This window comes from Streptomyces sp. RLB3-17 (assembly GCF_007113425.2).
In the GTDB taxonomy this organism is placed as follows: domain Bacteria; phylum Actinomycetota; class Actinomycetes; order Streptomycetales; family Streptomycetaceae; genus Streptomyces; species Streptomyces mirabilis_D.
This window is the reverse complement of the sequence record NZ_CP041610.2, coordinates 3,695,711-3,708,470: the sequence shown is the minus strand read 5'-3', so window position 1 is coordinate 3,708,470 and position 12,760 is coordinate 3,695,711. Positions and strand designations below refer to the sequence as shown.

The following is a 12,760-nucleotide window of genomic DNA, read 5'->3' as shown; positions in this document are numbered from 1 at the left end:
GAAGATGGACAAGCAGCAGGAGTTCGTGCTCCGGACACTGGAGGAGCGGGACATCCGGTTCGTTCGGCTGTGGTTCACGGACGTGCTGGGCTTCCTCAAGTCGGTGGCTGTGGCTCCGGCCGAGCTGGAGCAGGCCTTCGACGAGGGCATCGGCTTCGACGGCTCGGCCATCGAGGGCTTCGCCCGGGTGTACGAGTCCGACATGATCGCCAAGCCGGACCCGTCGACGTTCCAGGTGCTGCCGTGGCGCGCGGAGGCCCCCGGCACGGCCCGCATGTTCTGCGACATCCTGATGCCGGACGGCTCCCCGTCCTTCGCGGACCCGCGCTACGTCCTCAAGCGCGCCCTCGCGAAGACCTCCGACCTGGGCTTCACCTTCTACACCCACCCGGAGATCGAGTTCTTCCTGCTGAAGGACCGCCCGCTGGACGGCTCGCGCCCGACCCCGGCCGACAACTCCGGCTACTTCGACCACACCCCGCAGAACGTCGGCATGGACTTCCGCCGCCAGGCGATCACCATGCTGGAGTCGATGGGCATCTCGGTCGAGTTCTCCCACCATGAGGGCGCCCCCGGCCAGCAGGAGATCGACCTGCGCTACGCCGACGCGCTCTCCACGGCCGACAACATCATGACGTTCCGCCTGGTCATGAAGCAGGTCGCGCTGGAGCAGGGCGTCCAGGCGACGTTCATGCCCAAGCCCTTCTCCGAGCACCCCGGCTCCGGTATGCACACGCACCTCTCCCTCTTCGAGGGCGACCGCAACGCGTTCTACGAGTCGGGCTCGGAGTACCAGCTGTCGAAGGTCGGCCGCTCCTTCATCGCGGGCCTGCTGAAGCACGCGGCGGAGATCTCCGCCGTCACCAACCAGTGGGTCAACTCCTACAAGCGCATCTGGGGCGGCTCGGAGCGCACCGCGGGCGCCGGCGGCGAGGCCCCCTCGTACATCTGCTGGGGCCACAACAACCGCTCCGCGCTCGTCCGCGTCCCGATGTACAAGCCCGGCAAGACCGGCTCGGCACGCGTCGAGGTCCGCTCCATCGACTCGGGCGCGAACCCGTACCTGGCCTACGCCCTGCTCCTGGCCGCCGGCCTGAAGGGCATCGAGGAGGGCTACGAGCTCCCGCCCGGCGCCGACGACGACGTCTGGGCCCTCTCCGACGCCGAGCGCCGCGCGATGGGCATCGAGCCGCTGCCCCAGAACCTCGGCGAGGCCCTCACCCTCATGCAGCGCAGCGAACTCGTCGCCGAGACCCTCGGCGAACACGTCTTCGACTTCTTCTTGCGCAACAAGAAGTCGGAGTGGGAGGAGTACCGCTCCGAGGTCACCGCCTTCGAGCTCCGCAAGAACCTGCCGGTGCTGTAGACGCAGGTCGAATCGGGCATCCCGCCAGAACGGCACGTAGGGCCGACGGTCACCGACCGTCGGCCCTACGGCGTTCACGGCGCCGCATCAGATCATGCGCCCGCGTCTCGGGGTGGGCTCAGTACGGGATACATGGTGGCCGCCCGCTACGTGGTTATGTAGCTTGCTCCCATGACCGACAACGCAAGGGGCGATGCCGCGTAGGCGCCCATCAGCCCTGCGGGGCGAGGTCCCTGCCCGCCATGTGAGGCGGCGGCGGTACCCGTCCATGGATCGCCTGTCAGGATCCTGCACGGCCGATCTCGGCCGGCTCGAACGCGCCCGCTTCTGGCCCGAGGCCACGGCAGAGGCGTTCTGGCACTGGAAGGCCCTTGCCCACGGCCCGCTCAGACGCATCGCCGACCCGTTCACGGCGCAACGATGCGGTGTCCCCGGCTGCTGCGACCCGGCCTACTTCCGCGATCACCTCGAAGCTGTGCTGCATGCCCTGCCCAAGAAGAGCTCCCGCGAGCTGCGCGCCCTCGTGTCGGCTCTCGACGACAAGATTTTGACGAGGGGCAAGGCCATCCAGGTCGACAACCTGGACGTGCCATGGTGGCGAGACCAGCTCTAGGCCAACGCTCTAGGCCAACAAGAGTGTGGTTTTGGCGGTGACCCGGGCGCGTAGTGTCTCGCGGACGGTGGGCCATTCGTCGGCGAGCAGGCTGTAGTAAAGGGAGTCGCGGCGGGTGCCGTCCGGGCGGCGCATATGGCTGCGCAGGGTTCCTTCGTGGACCAGGCCGAGGCGGGCCAGGGCCTGCTGGGACCGCACGTTGAGGTTGTCGGTGCGCAGGGCGAGCCGAGCCAGGCGCAGGTCTTCGAAGGCGTGGGCGAACAGCAGCAGTTTGGACTCGACGTTGTAGGGGCCGCCCCAGCAGGAACGGTCGAACCAGGTCGCGCCGATCTCGGTGCGGCTCTCGGCCAGGTCGAGGTCGTACATGCTGGTCGAACCGATCACGGTGCCGTCGTCACGGCGCTGCACCGCGAAGCAGCGTCGCGTCGGGTCGGCGGTCATCTCGCCGAGCCACTCGCGCAGTTGGTCCACGGTCTCGGGTCGTGCCCGGGGCATCCACCGCCAGACCTCGGGGTCGGACGCCGACGGGAAGAGAGCCTCGGCGTGGTCGGGAGACAGATGGACGAGGCGGACGACAGTGCCCTCAAGCGGCTGGTTGGTCACCGGAGCAGAATAGATCCGGTGACCTGTGACGATCTTCTTCCTACGGGTCTTCTTGCGGGCCTTCTCACGGGTCTCCTCGCACGCCTCCTCGCCGGAGCGCGGCAGGGGTCGTACGCCGTCAAGCCGTCACCTTCGTGAGGAACGCCGTCAGGTTCGTCACCGTTCGTTGGATCTTCTCCTCCAGCGTGAGTGACTCGTGGAGGCGGGCGCCGGCGCCCGCGTCCTTCTTGCCTCGTACGTACAGGGAGCAGGAGAGGTCGCTGCAGATGTAGGCGCCGACCGAGTTGCCCTGCTGGCCGGCCTTGCCCGCCTTCGGGGCGACCATCAGGGAGACGCCGCCGGTGTGGGTGGTCAGGCACATCGAGCACATGCTGCGCCGGGTCTGCCAGGAGGTGGGGCTGGGGCTGCGCAGGACCAGGGCCTTCGGGTGGCCGTTCAGTTCGAGGACGAGGTAGGCGCGTTCGGGGGACTGGGGATCTCGCCAGCCGAGGTAGTCCAGGTCGTCCCAGGGGTGGTCGGCCAGGTCGCGTGGGACGGACAGGCGCTTCGCCTCGCCCTTGGTGCAGTTCACGAACGCGGCGCGGATCTCTTGTTCGGTCAGCGGCTTCATGAGAGCCATGGTAAATTGCCTAAAGGTGTTAGGCAAATAGATTAGCTATTATGGCAAGTGGGAGGAAGGTTATGGTGCGCGTCGGGTTGACCACGGAACGTCTGGTTCTTGCCGGGGCCGAGCTGGCCGACGAGGTCGGCTTCGATCAGGTGACCGTCTCGGAGCTCGCCAGGCGCTTCGACGTGAAGGTCGCGAGCCTGTACTCGCACGTGAAGAACTCCCAGGACCTCAAGACCCGGATCGCCCTGCTCGCCCTGGAGGAACTCGCCGACCGGGGCGCCGCCGCGCTGGCCGGACGGGCGGGCAAGGACGCCCTGGCCGCTCTCGCGAACGTCTACCGCGACTACGCCCGGGAGTATCCCGGCCGCTATGCCGCCGCCCAGTTCAGGCTCGATCCGGCAACGGCCGCCGCCAGCGCCGGTGGGCGGCACGCGCAGATGACGCGGGCGATCCTGCGTGGCTACGCGCTGACGGAGCCGGACCAGACGCACGCCGTCCGGCTGCTGGGCAGCTTCTTCCACGGCTACGTCAGCCTGGAGATGGGGGGAGGGTTCAGCCACAGCGCCCCCGACACGCAGGAGACCTGGGTGCGGATGCTGGACGCCCTCGACGCGCTGCTGCGGAACTGGCCCGCGAGCGCGGCGGCGACATCAGCGACATCAGCGACATCGGTGACAGCGACCGGGCCCGCATCCGCCCCTGATCGTCCCGCCGGAATCGTCACTCCTGCCGATTCCGGCGCCCGAGAGTTTTGACGGAGACACCGAGGCCATGACCACCGACCACGACTGGATCACCACACCCGTCACCGCCGACCTCCTGCGCGGTGCCCTCGACCTGGAGCCCACCGAACGCGGTGTCCTCCCGCACCGGCTGCCCGCCCGGGCCCGCGGGCAGATCCCCGACGGACAGCTCGCCATGGCCGAGGCCCAGCCCTCCGGCGTACGGCTGGTCTTCCGTACCCGGGCCACCGCCGTCGAGCTGGACACGTTGCCCACCAAGCTCGTCTACGTGGGTGCGCCGCCCCGTCCGGACGGGGTGTACGAGTTGGTCGTCGACGGCCGGCCGGCGGGGCGGGCGAGCGTGATCGGCGGCAATGCGATGACCGTCGACATGGCCACCGGCGCGGCCTCGACCCGGCCGGGAGCGGTCGGTACCCTCCGTTTCGACGGTCTGTCCGACGGCGTCAAGGACGTCGAGATCTGGCTGCCGTACGACGAGACCACCGAACTCGTCGCCCTGCGCACCGACGCCCCCGTCGAGCCCGCGCCGGACCGGGGACGCAGGGTGTGGCTGCATCACGGCAGCTCGATCAGTCACGGTTCCACCGCCGCCGGGCCCACCTCCACCTGGCCCGCGCTCGCCGCCTCACTCGCCGGTGTGGAACTGATCAACCTGGGGCTGAGCGGGAGCGCTCTGCTCGATCCGTTCACCGCGCGGGCCATGAGGGACACCGCCGCCGACCTGATCAGCGTCAAGATCGGGATCAATCTGGTCAACACCGACGCGATGCGGTTGCGTGCCTTCGGCCCGGCGGTGCACGGCTTTCTCGACACCGTCCGTGACGGGCATCCCACCACGCCGCTGCTGGTCGTCTCGCCTCTTCTGTGCCCCATCCATGAGGACACGCCCGGGCCCACCGCCCCGGACCTCTCCGACATCGGTGCGGGGCGGCTGCGGTTCCTGGCCGTGGGGGATCCGGCGGAGCGCGCGAGCGGGAAACTGACGTTGCGTGTCATCCGCGAGGAACTGGCCCGGATCGTGGAGCAGCGGGCGGCCGAGGATCCGAACCTGCACCACCTGGACGGCCTGGACCTCTACGGTGAGGCCGACTTCGCCGAGTTGCCGCTGCCCGACCAGCTCCACCCGGACGCCGCCACCCATCGCCGTATCGGCGAACGCTTCGCCAAGCTGGCCTTCACCGCCCAGGGCGCCTTCGCCTAGTTCACGTACGCCGTCGCCTGGTTCACGCACGCCGTCGACTGGTTCGCGTACGCCGTCGGCTAGTTCACGTACGCGGGAGACACCGCCGCGGTGCTGATGCGCCGCGGCTTTCCCGTGCCGTCGGACGGGACGGTGTAGAGGTCGGCTCCGTAGTCGCCGGGGAGGGCGTAGACGATCGTGCGGTCGTCGCGCCAGACCACCTGGTCGTCGACGCTGCGGGGCTCGGCCAGCGGGGTTTCGCGCATCGTGCGCAGGTCGAGGACGTACAGGTGCCAGGGGGCGTCCTTCGACAGACCCGGCACGCGCTTCTTGTAGGCGACGCGCGTGCTGTCGGGGGAGAGCGACGGGCACTCGACGTTGGCGTGGAGGGTCGTGAGGGTGCGGGCCCGGAGGTCTCCTCGGACCAGGTACGTCGTGCCCTTCGTCGCCAGTGTCGCGTAGAACGTGCGGTCGTCGGCCGCGAACGTGATGCCCCAGAAGTTGACGTCCGCCGCGTGGTACGTCCTGCCGTCCTTCACGACGCGGAACGCCTCCAAGGAGGGGGTGAGTTTCCCCGTTCTCGTGTCCACGATCGCCGCGCGCGTGGAGAAGTTCGTACCCGCGTACGAGTCGCCGCCGACGAAGGCCGTCCACGCGGCGTACCTGCCGCTGGGGGAGACGCGGGCGCGGGACGGGATGCCGGGGACGTCGTAGCGGGCCGTCTCGCGCAGGCGCGTGTCGAGGATGACGGCCCGGTAGGTGTCCTGGACCGGGCCGTGCACCGACTGGAGGCAGACACCGGTGCCCGCGGCCGCGTAGAAGCGGAGGCATTTGACCTTCGACGCCGTGCGGGGCCCCGAGGGGTTCGATGCCGGGACCGTCGTCAGTTCGTCGCGGTGCGGGCCCCAGGCCATGTTCCGGAAGATCATGCGGCTCCCGGACCCGGTGGCGAGCGCGACCGTGCCCGCGGTGATCCTCGGGCCGCCGGGCTGGGTCTGGTTCTTGCGGTCCGCGCGGGCCGAGGCGTGCAGGACGGAGGCCGTGGCCACGCCCGCCAGGACGACCAGCGCCGAGATCAGGACCAGGATGCGGGTACGGAGGGTCATGCGAGGCCTTCTGAAGGGGCGGAGGGGGCGGGACGGCGGAGTGTGAGCGCGAACAGGGCGCAGAGCGCCAGCGCCACCGTCGACGCCGTGAGCGCCGTACGGTCGCCCCACGCCGTCCACGCCGCGCCGAAGCCGAGCGAGCAGACGAAACGGGCCAGGGCCTGGCCGGTCTGGACGAGGGCGAGACCGGACGAGCGCAGTTCCTCGGGCACGCTCTCCGAGGCCACCGCCATCAGTACGCCGTCGGTGGCGGAGTAGAAGCAGCCGTGCAGGAGCAGGACGGCGTACGGCAGTGCCGTTCCGTGCCAGGAGGTGAGCAGGAGGGCGTACGCGAGGAGCAGGGCGCCGTGGCCGGCCAGGAACACCCGCCAGCGGCCGACCCGGTCCGCGAGGCGGCCGAGCGGGACGGCCAGGAGCAGGAAGGCCGCCGCCGTGCCGAGGGGCAGCAGCGCGAACCAGCGGTCCGGTACGCCCAGGCGCCGTTGGAGAAGCAGGTAGACGAAGGAGTCGCTGACCGTCGCGAGGCCCAGGAGGAGCGCGCAGAGGGTGACGCGGCGCAGGTCGGGGCGGGCGAGGAGGGCGAGGGCCGCGCGCAGGGTGGGGCGGGGTGCGGTGTCCCCGGAGATCGCCTGCGGTGCCGTCCCTGTCGTCGGCGAACGAGCGCTGTCGGGAGCGGACTTGGTGCGAGTGCCGTCGGGAGCGGACTTCGTATGGGCGTCGTCGGGACCGGACTTCGTGCGAGCGCCGTCCGGATCTGGCTTCGTACGGGCGCCGTTCACACTGTTCGGCACGAACAGCACCAGGACCAGTACGCCCACCACCGCCACGCAGAAGCTCACCGTGAACACCGCGTCGTACCCGTCGACCGTGGCCCGCAGGATCAGGAAGGCCACGAGGGGACCGAACAGCGCGCCCGCCGTGTCCATCGCCCGGTGCACGCCGAACGCGCGCCCCCGTGTCTCCGGCGTGCTCGACAGCGAGATCAGCGCGTCGCGCGGGGCCGTGCGCAGGCCCTTGCCGGTGCGGTCGGCGGCCAGGATCAGGCCGATCGGGGTGAGCGTGTGGGCCAGGAGCAGCAGGGGCTTGCAGGCCGCCGAGAGGGCGTAGCCGAAGCCCGCCACCCACTTGTGGCGACCGCCGCCGCGGTCGGCCAGGTGGCCCCCGATCAGCCGGACGAGAGCTGAGAAGCCGTTGTAGATGCCGTCCAGGAGGCCGAAGCCCAGCGGGGACAGGCCAAGGCCCGTCACCAGGTACAGGGGCAGTACCGCCGTGACCATCTCCGAGGAGACGTCGGTGATGAGACTGACCGCGCCGAGCGCCAGCACCGTGGGCGCGACCGCGGCACGGCGCCGTCCGGCACGAGGCCGGACGGCGCCTTCCGCGGACGCCGCACTCGTGGAGGCGCGGCTGTCCGCCACGTACATCTCAGGACGTCCAGATGCCGGTGATGTCCTTGCCGGAGGCGGCGTTGCCCGCGTGTGTCGACAGGCCCTGCGAGTCCTCCAGGGTGCGCAGCAGGTCGTAGTGGTTGTAGGTGGTCGAGCTGGTGGATCCCGCGGTCACCTGCTGGCCGTAGAACACGGTCGGGATCTTGTTGCCGCTGAGCCGGTTGTCCTCGTCGAAGGTGACGACGAGCAGACTGTTGTGGGTCTTGGCCCAGGTCGCGTACGCGCCCAGCTTGTTCTTCAGCCAGGTGTCACCGGTCGACACCGAGCAGTCGTGCATGTCGCTGCACAGGTTGGGGACCACGAAGGAGACCTGCGGAAGCGTCGTGTAGTCCGTCGGGAACTGGGTGAAGGTCTTCGCGGACGACGTCGGTACGTTGCTGAAGCCGAACCACGGGTTGTGCTTCTGCGCGTAGTTGCCGCTGCTGCACGTCGTGGAACCCTGGCTGGGCAGCGTCTCGTTGTAGCTGGCCCAGGTCCTGCCCGCCGCGATCACCTCGGAGGCGAGGTTCGCGGCGGAGGAGAAGCCGGGGGTGACACAGCTGTCGTCGGTGATGCCCTGGGTGGAGCCGGAGAAGAGGGCGTAGTAGTTGGGCTGGCTCGGGTGCGTCTCGGCGTACGACGAGGTGAGGTTGGCGCCGCCGGTCTTGAGCGAGTTGATGTACGGGGCGCTGGAGGAGCCGATCACCTGGCTGTACGCGTGGTTCTCGAAGACCACGACGACCACGTGGTCCGGGGTCGGTACCCCGGCCGCGGCGTGCGCGGTCGTGGAGCCGCCGAGGCCGGTCCACAGGCCCACCGCGGCTGCGGTGAAGGCGAGGGCGGACGCCACGACGGCACGACTGCGGCGGTACACGTTTCTGCCGGACACTTCAGACCTCCGGTGGGGGGGAAGACGACGGTGGCGGTGCGGACAGAGCATGCACACGCCAACATTCCCCTGCGTCAAGCCACCCAACCGGCGGGGTGAAGAGCTGATGAACTGCTTACCTCTCGGGCTGCGCGGTCGTCGCCACCGCGCTCGCCTTCTTACTTTTCTTACCTTCCTCGCCGCTCGCGCGGGCCGCATCCAAGGACACCTCCTACGGAAGCCGATTCCGGCGCGGGGCGCCACCGCGGGGACCGGGGTTAGGCTCGGGCTCGTACGACCTTGATCGGACCGGTCGTGCGACCTGATCCGACGGGAGGGCCCAGGATGATGGCGCCGGGGCGCAGGAGCAGTACCTTCACGCGGCTGCTGCGACACGGCTTCACCGATCCGTCGGCCGCCGAGCGGCTCCTGGACGGCGCGGAGCTCGAGCCCGTACGGTCCGATCCGGTGCTCCTCGACGCGCTCGGCGCCACCGCCGATCCCGATCTCGCGCTGCTCGGACTCGTGCGGCTCGTCGAGGCGCAGGACGGTCACATCGCCGAGCGGGAACTCCTCGACACCCTGATCGCGGCCAAGCCGCTGCGCGACCGGCTGCTCGGCGTCCTCGGTGCCTCCGCCGCCCTCGCCGACCACCTCGCCCGGCACCCGCGCGACTGGCATGAGCTCGTGACGTACGAGCCGCAGGACCTCCACCCCGGGGTACGGGAGTTCGAGCGGGGGCTCGCGCAGGCGACCGATCCCGTCGCCCTGCGCGTCGCCTACCGGCGCTGCCTGCTGTCCATCGCCGCACGTGACGTGTGCGGCACCACCGACCTCGCCCAGACCGCCGCCGAACTCGCCGACCTCGCCACGGCCACCCTGCGCGCCGCGCTCGCCATCGCCGGCAGGGCCGCGCCCGACGACGCCGCGCTGTGCCGGCTCGCGGTGGTCGCGATGGGGAAGTGCGGGGGGCACGAGCTGAACTACGTGTCCGACGTCGACGTCATCTTCGTGGGGGAGGCGGTGGACGGGGCCGACGAGCGCAAGGCGTTGCAGGCCGCCACCCGGCTCGCCTCCCACATGATGCGGATCTGTTCCGAGACCACCGTCGAGGGCAGCATCTGGCCCGTCGACGCGAATCTGCGGCCCGAGGGGCGGAACGGGCCGCTGGTGCGGACCCTGAGCAGTCACCTCGCCTACTACCAGCGGTGGGCCAAGACCTGGGAGTTCCAGGCGCTGTTGAAGGCGCGGCCCGTGGCCGGGGACCTCGGGCTCGGCGAGGAGTACGTGGCCACGCTGGCGCCCCTGGTGTGGCACGCCGCCGAGCGGGAGAACTTCGTCGCCGACGTACAGAAGATGCGGCGGCGGGTCGTGGAGAACATCCCCGTCGCCGAGATCGAGCGCGAGCTGAAACTCGGACCGGGAGGACTGCGCGATGTCGAATTCGCCGTGCAGCTGCTCCAGTTGGTGCATGGGCGGGCCGACACCTCGCTGCGCAGCGGGACCACACTGGACGCGTTGAAGGCGCTCGCGGCCGGCGGGTATGTCGGGCGGGCCGACGCCGTGCAGCTCGACGAGGCCTATCGGTTCCTGCGGTCCATGGAGCACCGGATACAGCTCTACCGGCTGCGGCGGACCCATCTGGTGCCCGAGGACGATGCCGATCTGCGGCGCATCGGGCGGTCGCTCGGGCTGCGGGCCGATCCCGTCGTCGAGCTGAACCGTGAGTGGAAGCGGCACGCGGCTGTCGTACGGCGGCTGCACGAGAAGTTGTTCTACCGGCCGCTGCTGGACGCCGTGGCCCAACTCGCCCCGGGCGAGAGCCGGCTGAGTCCGAACGCGGCGCGGGAGCGGCTCGTCGCCCTCGGGTACGCCGACCCGGCCGCGGCCTTGCGGCATCTGGAGGCGCTGGCTTCCGGGGTCTCGCGGAAGGCCGCGATCCAGCGGACCCTGCTGCCCGTGCTGTTGGGGTGGTTCGCGGATTCCGCCGATCCCGACGCCGGGTTGCTGAACTTCCGCAAGGTGTCGGACGCCCTGGGCAAGACCCCCTGGTATCTGCGGCTGTTGAGGGACGAAGGGGCCGCGGCGGAGAACCTGGCGCGGGTGCTGTCGGCCGGGCGGCTCGCCCCGGACCTGCTGATGCGGGCGCCGGAGGCCGTCGCCCTGCTCGGCGACGGGGACGGGGGCGGGCTCGAACCGCGCGGCCGTGCCCATCTGGAGCAGGAGATCCTCGCCGCGGTGAGGCGCGCCGACGGGGGCGAGCAGGCGGTGACCGCCGCGCGTGGCGTGCGGCGGCGGGAGCTGTTCCGTACGGCCGCCGCGGACATCGTCGCCTCGTACGGCACCGAGGAGACGCCGGCCGTCGCCGATCAGGGCGCGCTGGTGGATCAGGTGGGCGGGGCCGTTTCCGACCTGACGGCGGCGACGCTGGCGGGGACCCTGCGGGCCGTGGTGCGGGACAGGTGGGGGGACACGCTGCCCACGCGGTTCGCCGTCATCGGGATGGGGCGGTTCGGGGGGCACGAACTCGGTTACGGGTCCGACGCGGACGTGCTGTTCGTGCATGAGCCCCGGGAGGGTGTCGACGAGCAGGAGGCATCCCGGGCGGCCAACGCGGTTGTCTCGGAGATGCGGCGGTTGCTTCAGGTCTCCAGCGCGGATCCGCCCTTGCTGATCGACGCCGATCTGCGGCCCGAGGGGAAGTCCGGGCCTTTGGTGCGGACGCTGAACTCCTATGAGGCCTACTACCGGCGGTGGTCGTTGGTGTGGGAGTCGCAGGCCCTCCTGCGGGCCGAGATCGTCGCGGGGGACGAGGACCTGGGGCGGCGGTTCATCGAACTGGTCGATCCGCTGCGGTATCCCGCGGAGGGGCTCGGTGACGACGCCGTACGGGAGATCCGGCGGCTGAAGGCCCGGATGGAGTCGGAGCGGATGCCCCGCGGGGCCGATCCGACGCTGCACACGAAGCTGGGGCGGGGCGGGCTGTCCGACGTGGAGTGGACCGTGCAGCTGTTCCAGTTGCAGCACGGGTGGGTGGAGCCGGGGCTGCGGACCACTCGGACACGGGAGGCGCTGGGCGCGGCGTGCGCGGCGGGGCTGGTGTCCGGGGAGGACGCGGCCATCCTGGACGAGGCATGGGTGCTGGCCACGCGGGTGCGCAACGCGGTGATGCTGGTGCGGGGGCGGGCCGGGGACACGTTTCCCTCCGACGGGCGTGAACTCGCCGCGGTCGGGCGGTACCTGGGGTACGGGCCCGGTCATGTCGGCGACATGCTCGAGGACTACCGGCGGATCACTCGGCGGGCTCGGGCCGTCGTGGAGGTGCTGTTCTACGGGGCCTGAGCCCCGGCACGGCCCCTTCCGTCCGGGGGCGGGTGCGGGTGGCTGCCACTCCGGCCAGGACCACCGCCATGCCCGCCAGGGTGCGGGCGCCGAGCGTCTCGTTCAGGACCAGGGCGCCGAGCGTCACCGAGACCACGGGGAGCAGGTAGCCGACCGTGGCCGCGCTGGTGGGGCCCTCTTCGGCGATCATGCGGTAGTTGAGGTAGAAGGTCAGGCCGGTGGAGAAGACGCCGAGGACGGTGACCGCCAGCAGGGCCGTGCCGTCGGGGTGGGTGGGGGCCGCCGCGGGGAGGGCCAGGGTCGTCCACGCCGTGGCCATGAGGAGTTGGGCCGCCGATACGGCCAGGGGGGCGCCGCGGGGTGTGAGATGGCGGGCCATGTAGGTGAAGGCGATCGCATAGCTCGCCGCGGCGGCCAGGAGGGCTCCGGCGCCCCAGCCGGTCAGGCCGTCGTGCTGCCAGGGGGCGAAGATCAGCAGGACGCCCGCGAAGCCGAGGAACAGCCCGGTCAGGCGGAGGGGGTGGAGGGCGCGGTCCGTGCCGAGAACCGCGCCCAGGAGGAGCGACCAGAGGGGAGTGGTCGCGTTCATGACCCCCGCGATCCCCGAGTCGACCGTCTGCTCGCCGAGCGCGAAGAGGGCGAAGGGGATCGCGTTGCAGAACAGCGCCGCGACGGTCACATGGAGCCAGAGTGCGCGGGAGCGGGGGAGGCGCTGGTGCGCCCCGCGGGCCAGGAGCAGGAGGACCGCCGTGCCCAGGGCGCAGCGCGTGAGGGTGAGGTGGGCGGGGGACAGGCCGTGGTCCAGGGCCACCTTGATCCAGAGGAAGCCGGAGCCCCAGAGGAGCGCCAGGGTGGCCATGCGGAGAGAGGAACGGAGGGGGGAGGCGGCTTGGGGGCTTGGC

Annotated in this window: 10 protein-coding genes and 1 pseudogene; 5 read left to right on the top strand and 6 right to left on the bottom strand. The window is 70.8% G+C overall.

The annotated features are described in order from the left end of the window. Nucleotides 1-4 precede the first annotated feature (4 nt). Complete coding sequence (gene glnA / locus FNV62_RS17145; protein ID WP_054230834.1) at nucleotides 5-1,366, top strand: type I glutamate--ammonia ligase; 1,362 nt, start codon at nucleotides 5-7, stop codon at nucleotides 1,364-1,366. A 268-nt stretch (nucleotides 1,367-1,634) separates the two neighbouring features. Then, on the top strand, nucleotides 1,635-1,979 hold the full coding sequence (locus tag FNV62_RS17140; RefSeq protein WP_143601433.1) for a hypothetical protein: 345 nt from the start codon (nucleotides 1,635-1,637) through the stop codon (nucleotides 1,977-1,979). 9 nt (nucleotides 1,980-1,988) lie between these two features. Here FNV62_RS17140 and FNV62_RS17135 read toward each other — a convergent pair whose 3' ends face one another. Together FNV62_RS17135 and FNV62_RS17130 are read right to left on the bottom strand one after the other, a co-directional pair. Continuing rightward, nucleotides 1,989-2,582 carry a GNAT family N-acetyltransferase gene (locus FNV62_RS17135; RefSeq protein WP_225900269.1) on the bottom strand — a complete coding sequence of 198 codons (594 nt, stop codon included), beginning with the start codon at nucleotides 2,580-2,582 and terminating at the stop codon, nucleotides 1,989-1,991. Nucleotides 2,583-2,700: 118 nt separating this feature from the next. Continuing rightward, the gene (locus tag FNV62_RS17130; protein WP_054231030.1) at nucleotides 2,701-3,192 is read right to left on the bottom strand and encodes an FBP domain-containing protein; all 492 of its coding nucleotides are present in this window, start codon (nucleotides 3,190-3,192) and stop codon (nucleotides 2,701-2,703) included. A 71-nt stretch (nucleotides 3,193-3,263) separates the two neighbouring features. On the opposite strand from FNV62_RS17130, the pseudogene FNV62_RS17125 reads away from it, so the two are divergent. Both FNV62_RS17125 and FNV62_RS17120 read left to right on the top strand, forming a co-directional pair. Next, nucleotides 3,264-3,827 (top strand): annotated as a pseudogene (locus FNV62_RS17125) (TetR/AcrR family transcriptional regulator); the annotation flags it as partial. A gap of 136 nt (nucleotides 3,828-3,963) precedes the next feature. Further along, the gene (locus FNV62_RS17120) at nucleotides 3,964-5,136 is read left to right on the top strand and encodes a GDSL-type esterase/lipase family protein (protein WP_054230830.1); all 1,173 of its coding nucleotides are present in this window, start codon (nucleotides 3,964-3,966) and stop codon (nucleotides 5,134-5,136) included. 59 nt (nucleotides 5,137-5,195) lie between these two features. Here FNV62_RS17120 and FNV62_RS17115 read toward each other — a convergent pair whose 3' ends face one another. From FNV62_RS17115 to FNV62_RS17105, 3 genes are read right to left on the bottom strand one after another with little or no spacing between them, the layout of a single operon-like run. Then, on the bottom strand, nucleotides 5,196-6,221 hold the full coding sequence (locus FNV62_RS17115; protein ID WP_144315361.1) for a TolB family protein: 1,026 nt from the start codon (nucleotides 6,219-6,221) through the stop codon (nucleotides 5,196-5,198). Further along, nucleotides 6,218-7,645 carry an MFS transporter gene (locus FNV62_RS17110; RefSeq protein ID WP_205523150.1) on the bottom strand — a complete coding sequence of 476 codons (1,428 nt, stop codon included), beginning with the start codon at nucleotides 7,643-7,645 and terminating at the stop codon, nucleotides 6,218-6,220. The genes FNV62_RS17115 and FNV62_RS17110 overlap by 4 nt, the downstream gene beginning before the upstream one ends. 1 nt (nucleotide 7,646) lies before the next feature. Then, complete coding sequence (locus FNV62_RS17105; protein ID WP_054230828.1) at nucleotides 7,647-8,537, bottom strand: alkaline phosphatase family protein; 891 nt, start codon at nucleotides 8,535-8,537, stop codon at nucleotides 7,647-7,649. Between the two features lie 324 nt (nucleotides 8,538-8,861). On the opposite strand from FNV62_RS17105, the gene FNV62_RS17100 reads away from it, so the two are divergent. Beyond that, nucleotides 8,862-11,858 (top strand): bifunctional [glutamine synthetase] adenylyltransferase/[glutamine synthetase]-adenylyl-L-tyrosine phosphorylase, encoded by a 2,997-nt coding sequence (locus FNV62_RS17100; RefSeq protein WP_097284388.1) that lies wholly within the window; start codon nucleotides 8,862-8,864, stop codon nucleotides 11,856-11,858. On the opposite strand, the gene FNV62_RS17095 is transcribed toward FNV62_RS17100, so the two are convergent. Beyond that, entirely contained in the window at nucleotides 11,809-12,717 is a 909-nt protein-coding gene (locus FNV62_RS17095) for a DMT family transporter (RefSeq protein ID WP_169081037.1), read from the bottom strand. The genes FNV62_RS17100 and FNV62_RS17095 overlap by 50 nt on opposite strands. Nucleotides 12,718-12,760 lie beyond the last annotated feature (43 nt).

What these genes read in the sequence shown, in the direction of transcription:
- FNV62_RS17100 (WP_097284388.1), top strand. Translation starts at nt 8,862, where the DNA reads ATGATGGCGCCGGGGCGCAGGAGCAGTACCTTCACGCGGCTGCTGCGA.
- FNV62_RS17140 (WP_143601433.1), top strand. Translation starts at nt 1,635, where the DNA reads ATGGATCGCCTGTCAGGATCCTGCACGGCCGATCTCGGCCGGCTCGAA.
- FNV62_RS17120 (WP_054230830.1), top strand. Translation starts at nt 3,964, where the DNA reads ATGACCACCGACCACGACTGGATCACCACACCCGTCACCGCCGACCTC.
- FNV62_RS17130 (WP_054231030.1), bottom strand. Translation starts at nt 3,192, where the DNA reads ATGAAGCCGCTGACCGAACAAGAGATCCGCGCCGCGTTCGTGAACTGC.
- FNV62_RS17115 (WP_144315361.1), bottom strand. Translation starts at nt 6,221, where the DNA reads ATGACCCTCCGTACCCGCATCCTGGTCCTGATCTCGGCGCTGGTCGTC.
- glnA (WP_054230834.1), top strand. Translation starts at nt 5, where the DNA reads ATGGACAAGCAGCAGGAGTTCGTGCTCCGGACACTGGAGGAGCGGGAC.
- FNV62_RS17110 (WP_205523150.1), bottom strand. Translation starts at nt 7,645, where the DNA reads ATGTACGTGGCGGACAGCCGCGCCTCCACGAGTGCGGCGTCCGCGGAA.
- FNV62_RS17095 (WP_169081037.1), bottom strand. Translation starts at nt 12,717, where the DNA reads ATGGCCACCCTGGCGCTCCTCTGGGGCTCCGGCTTCCTCTGGATCAAG.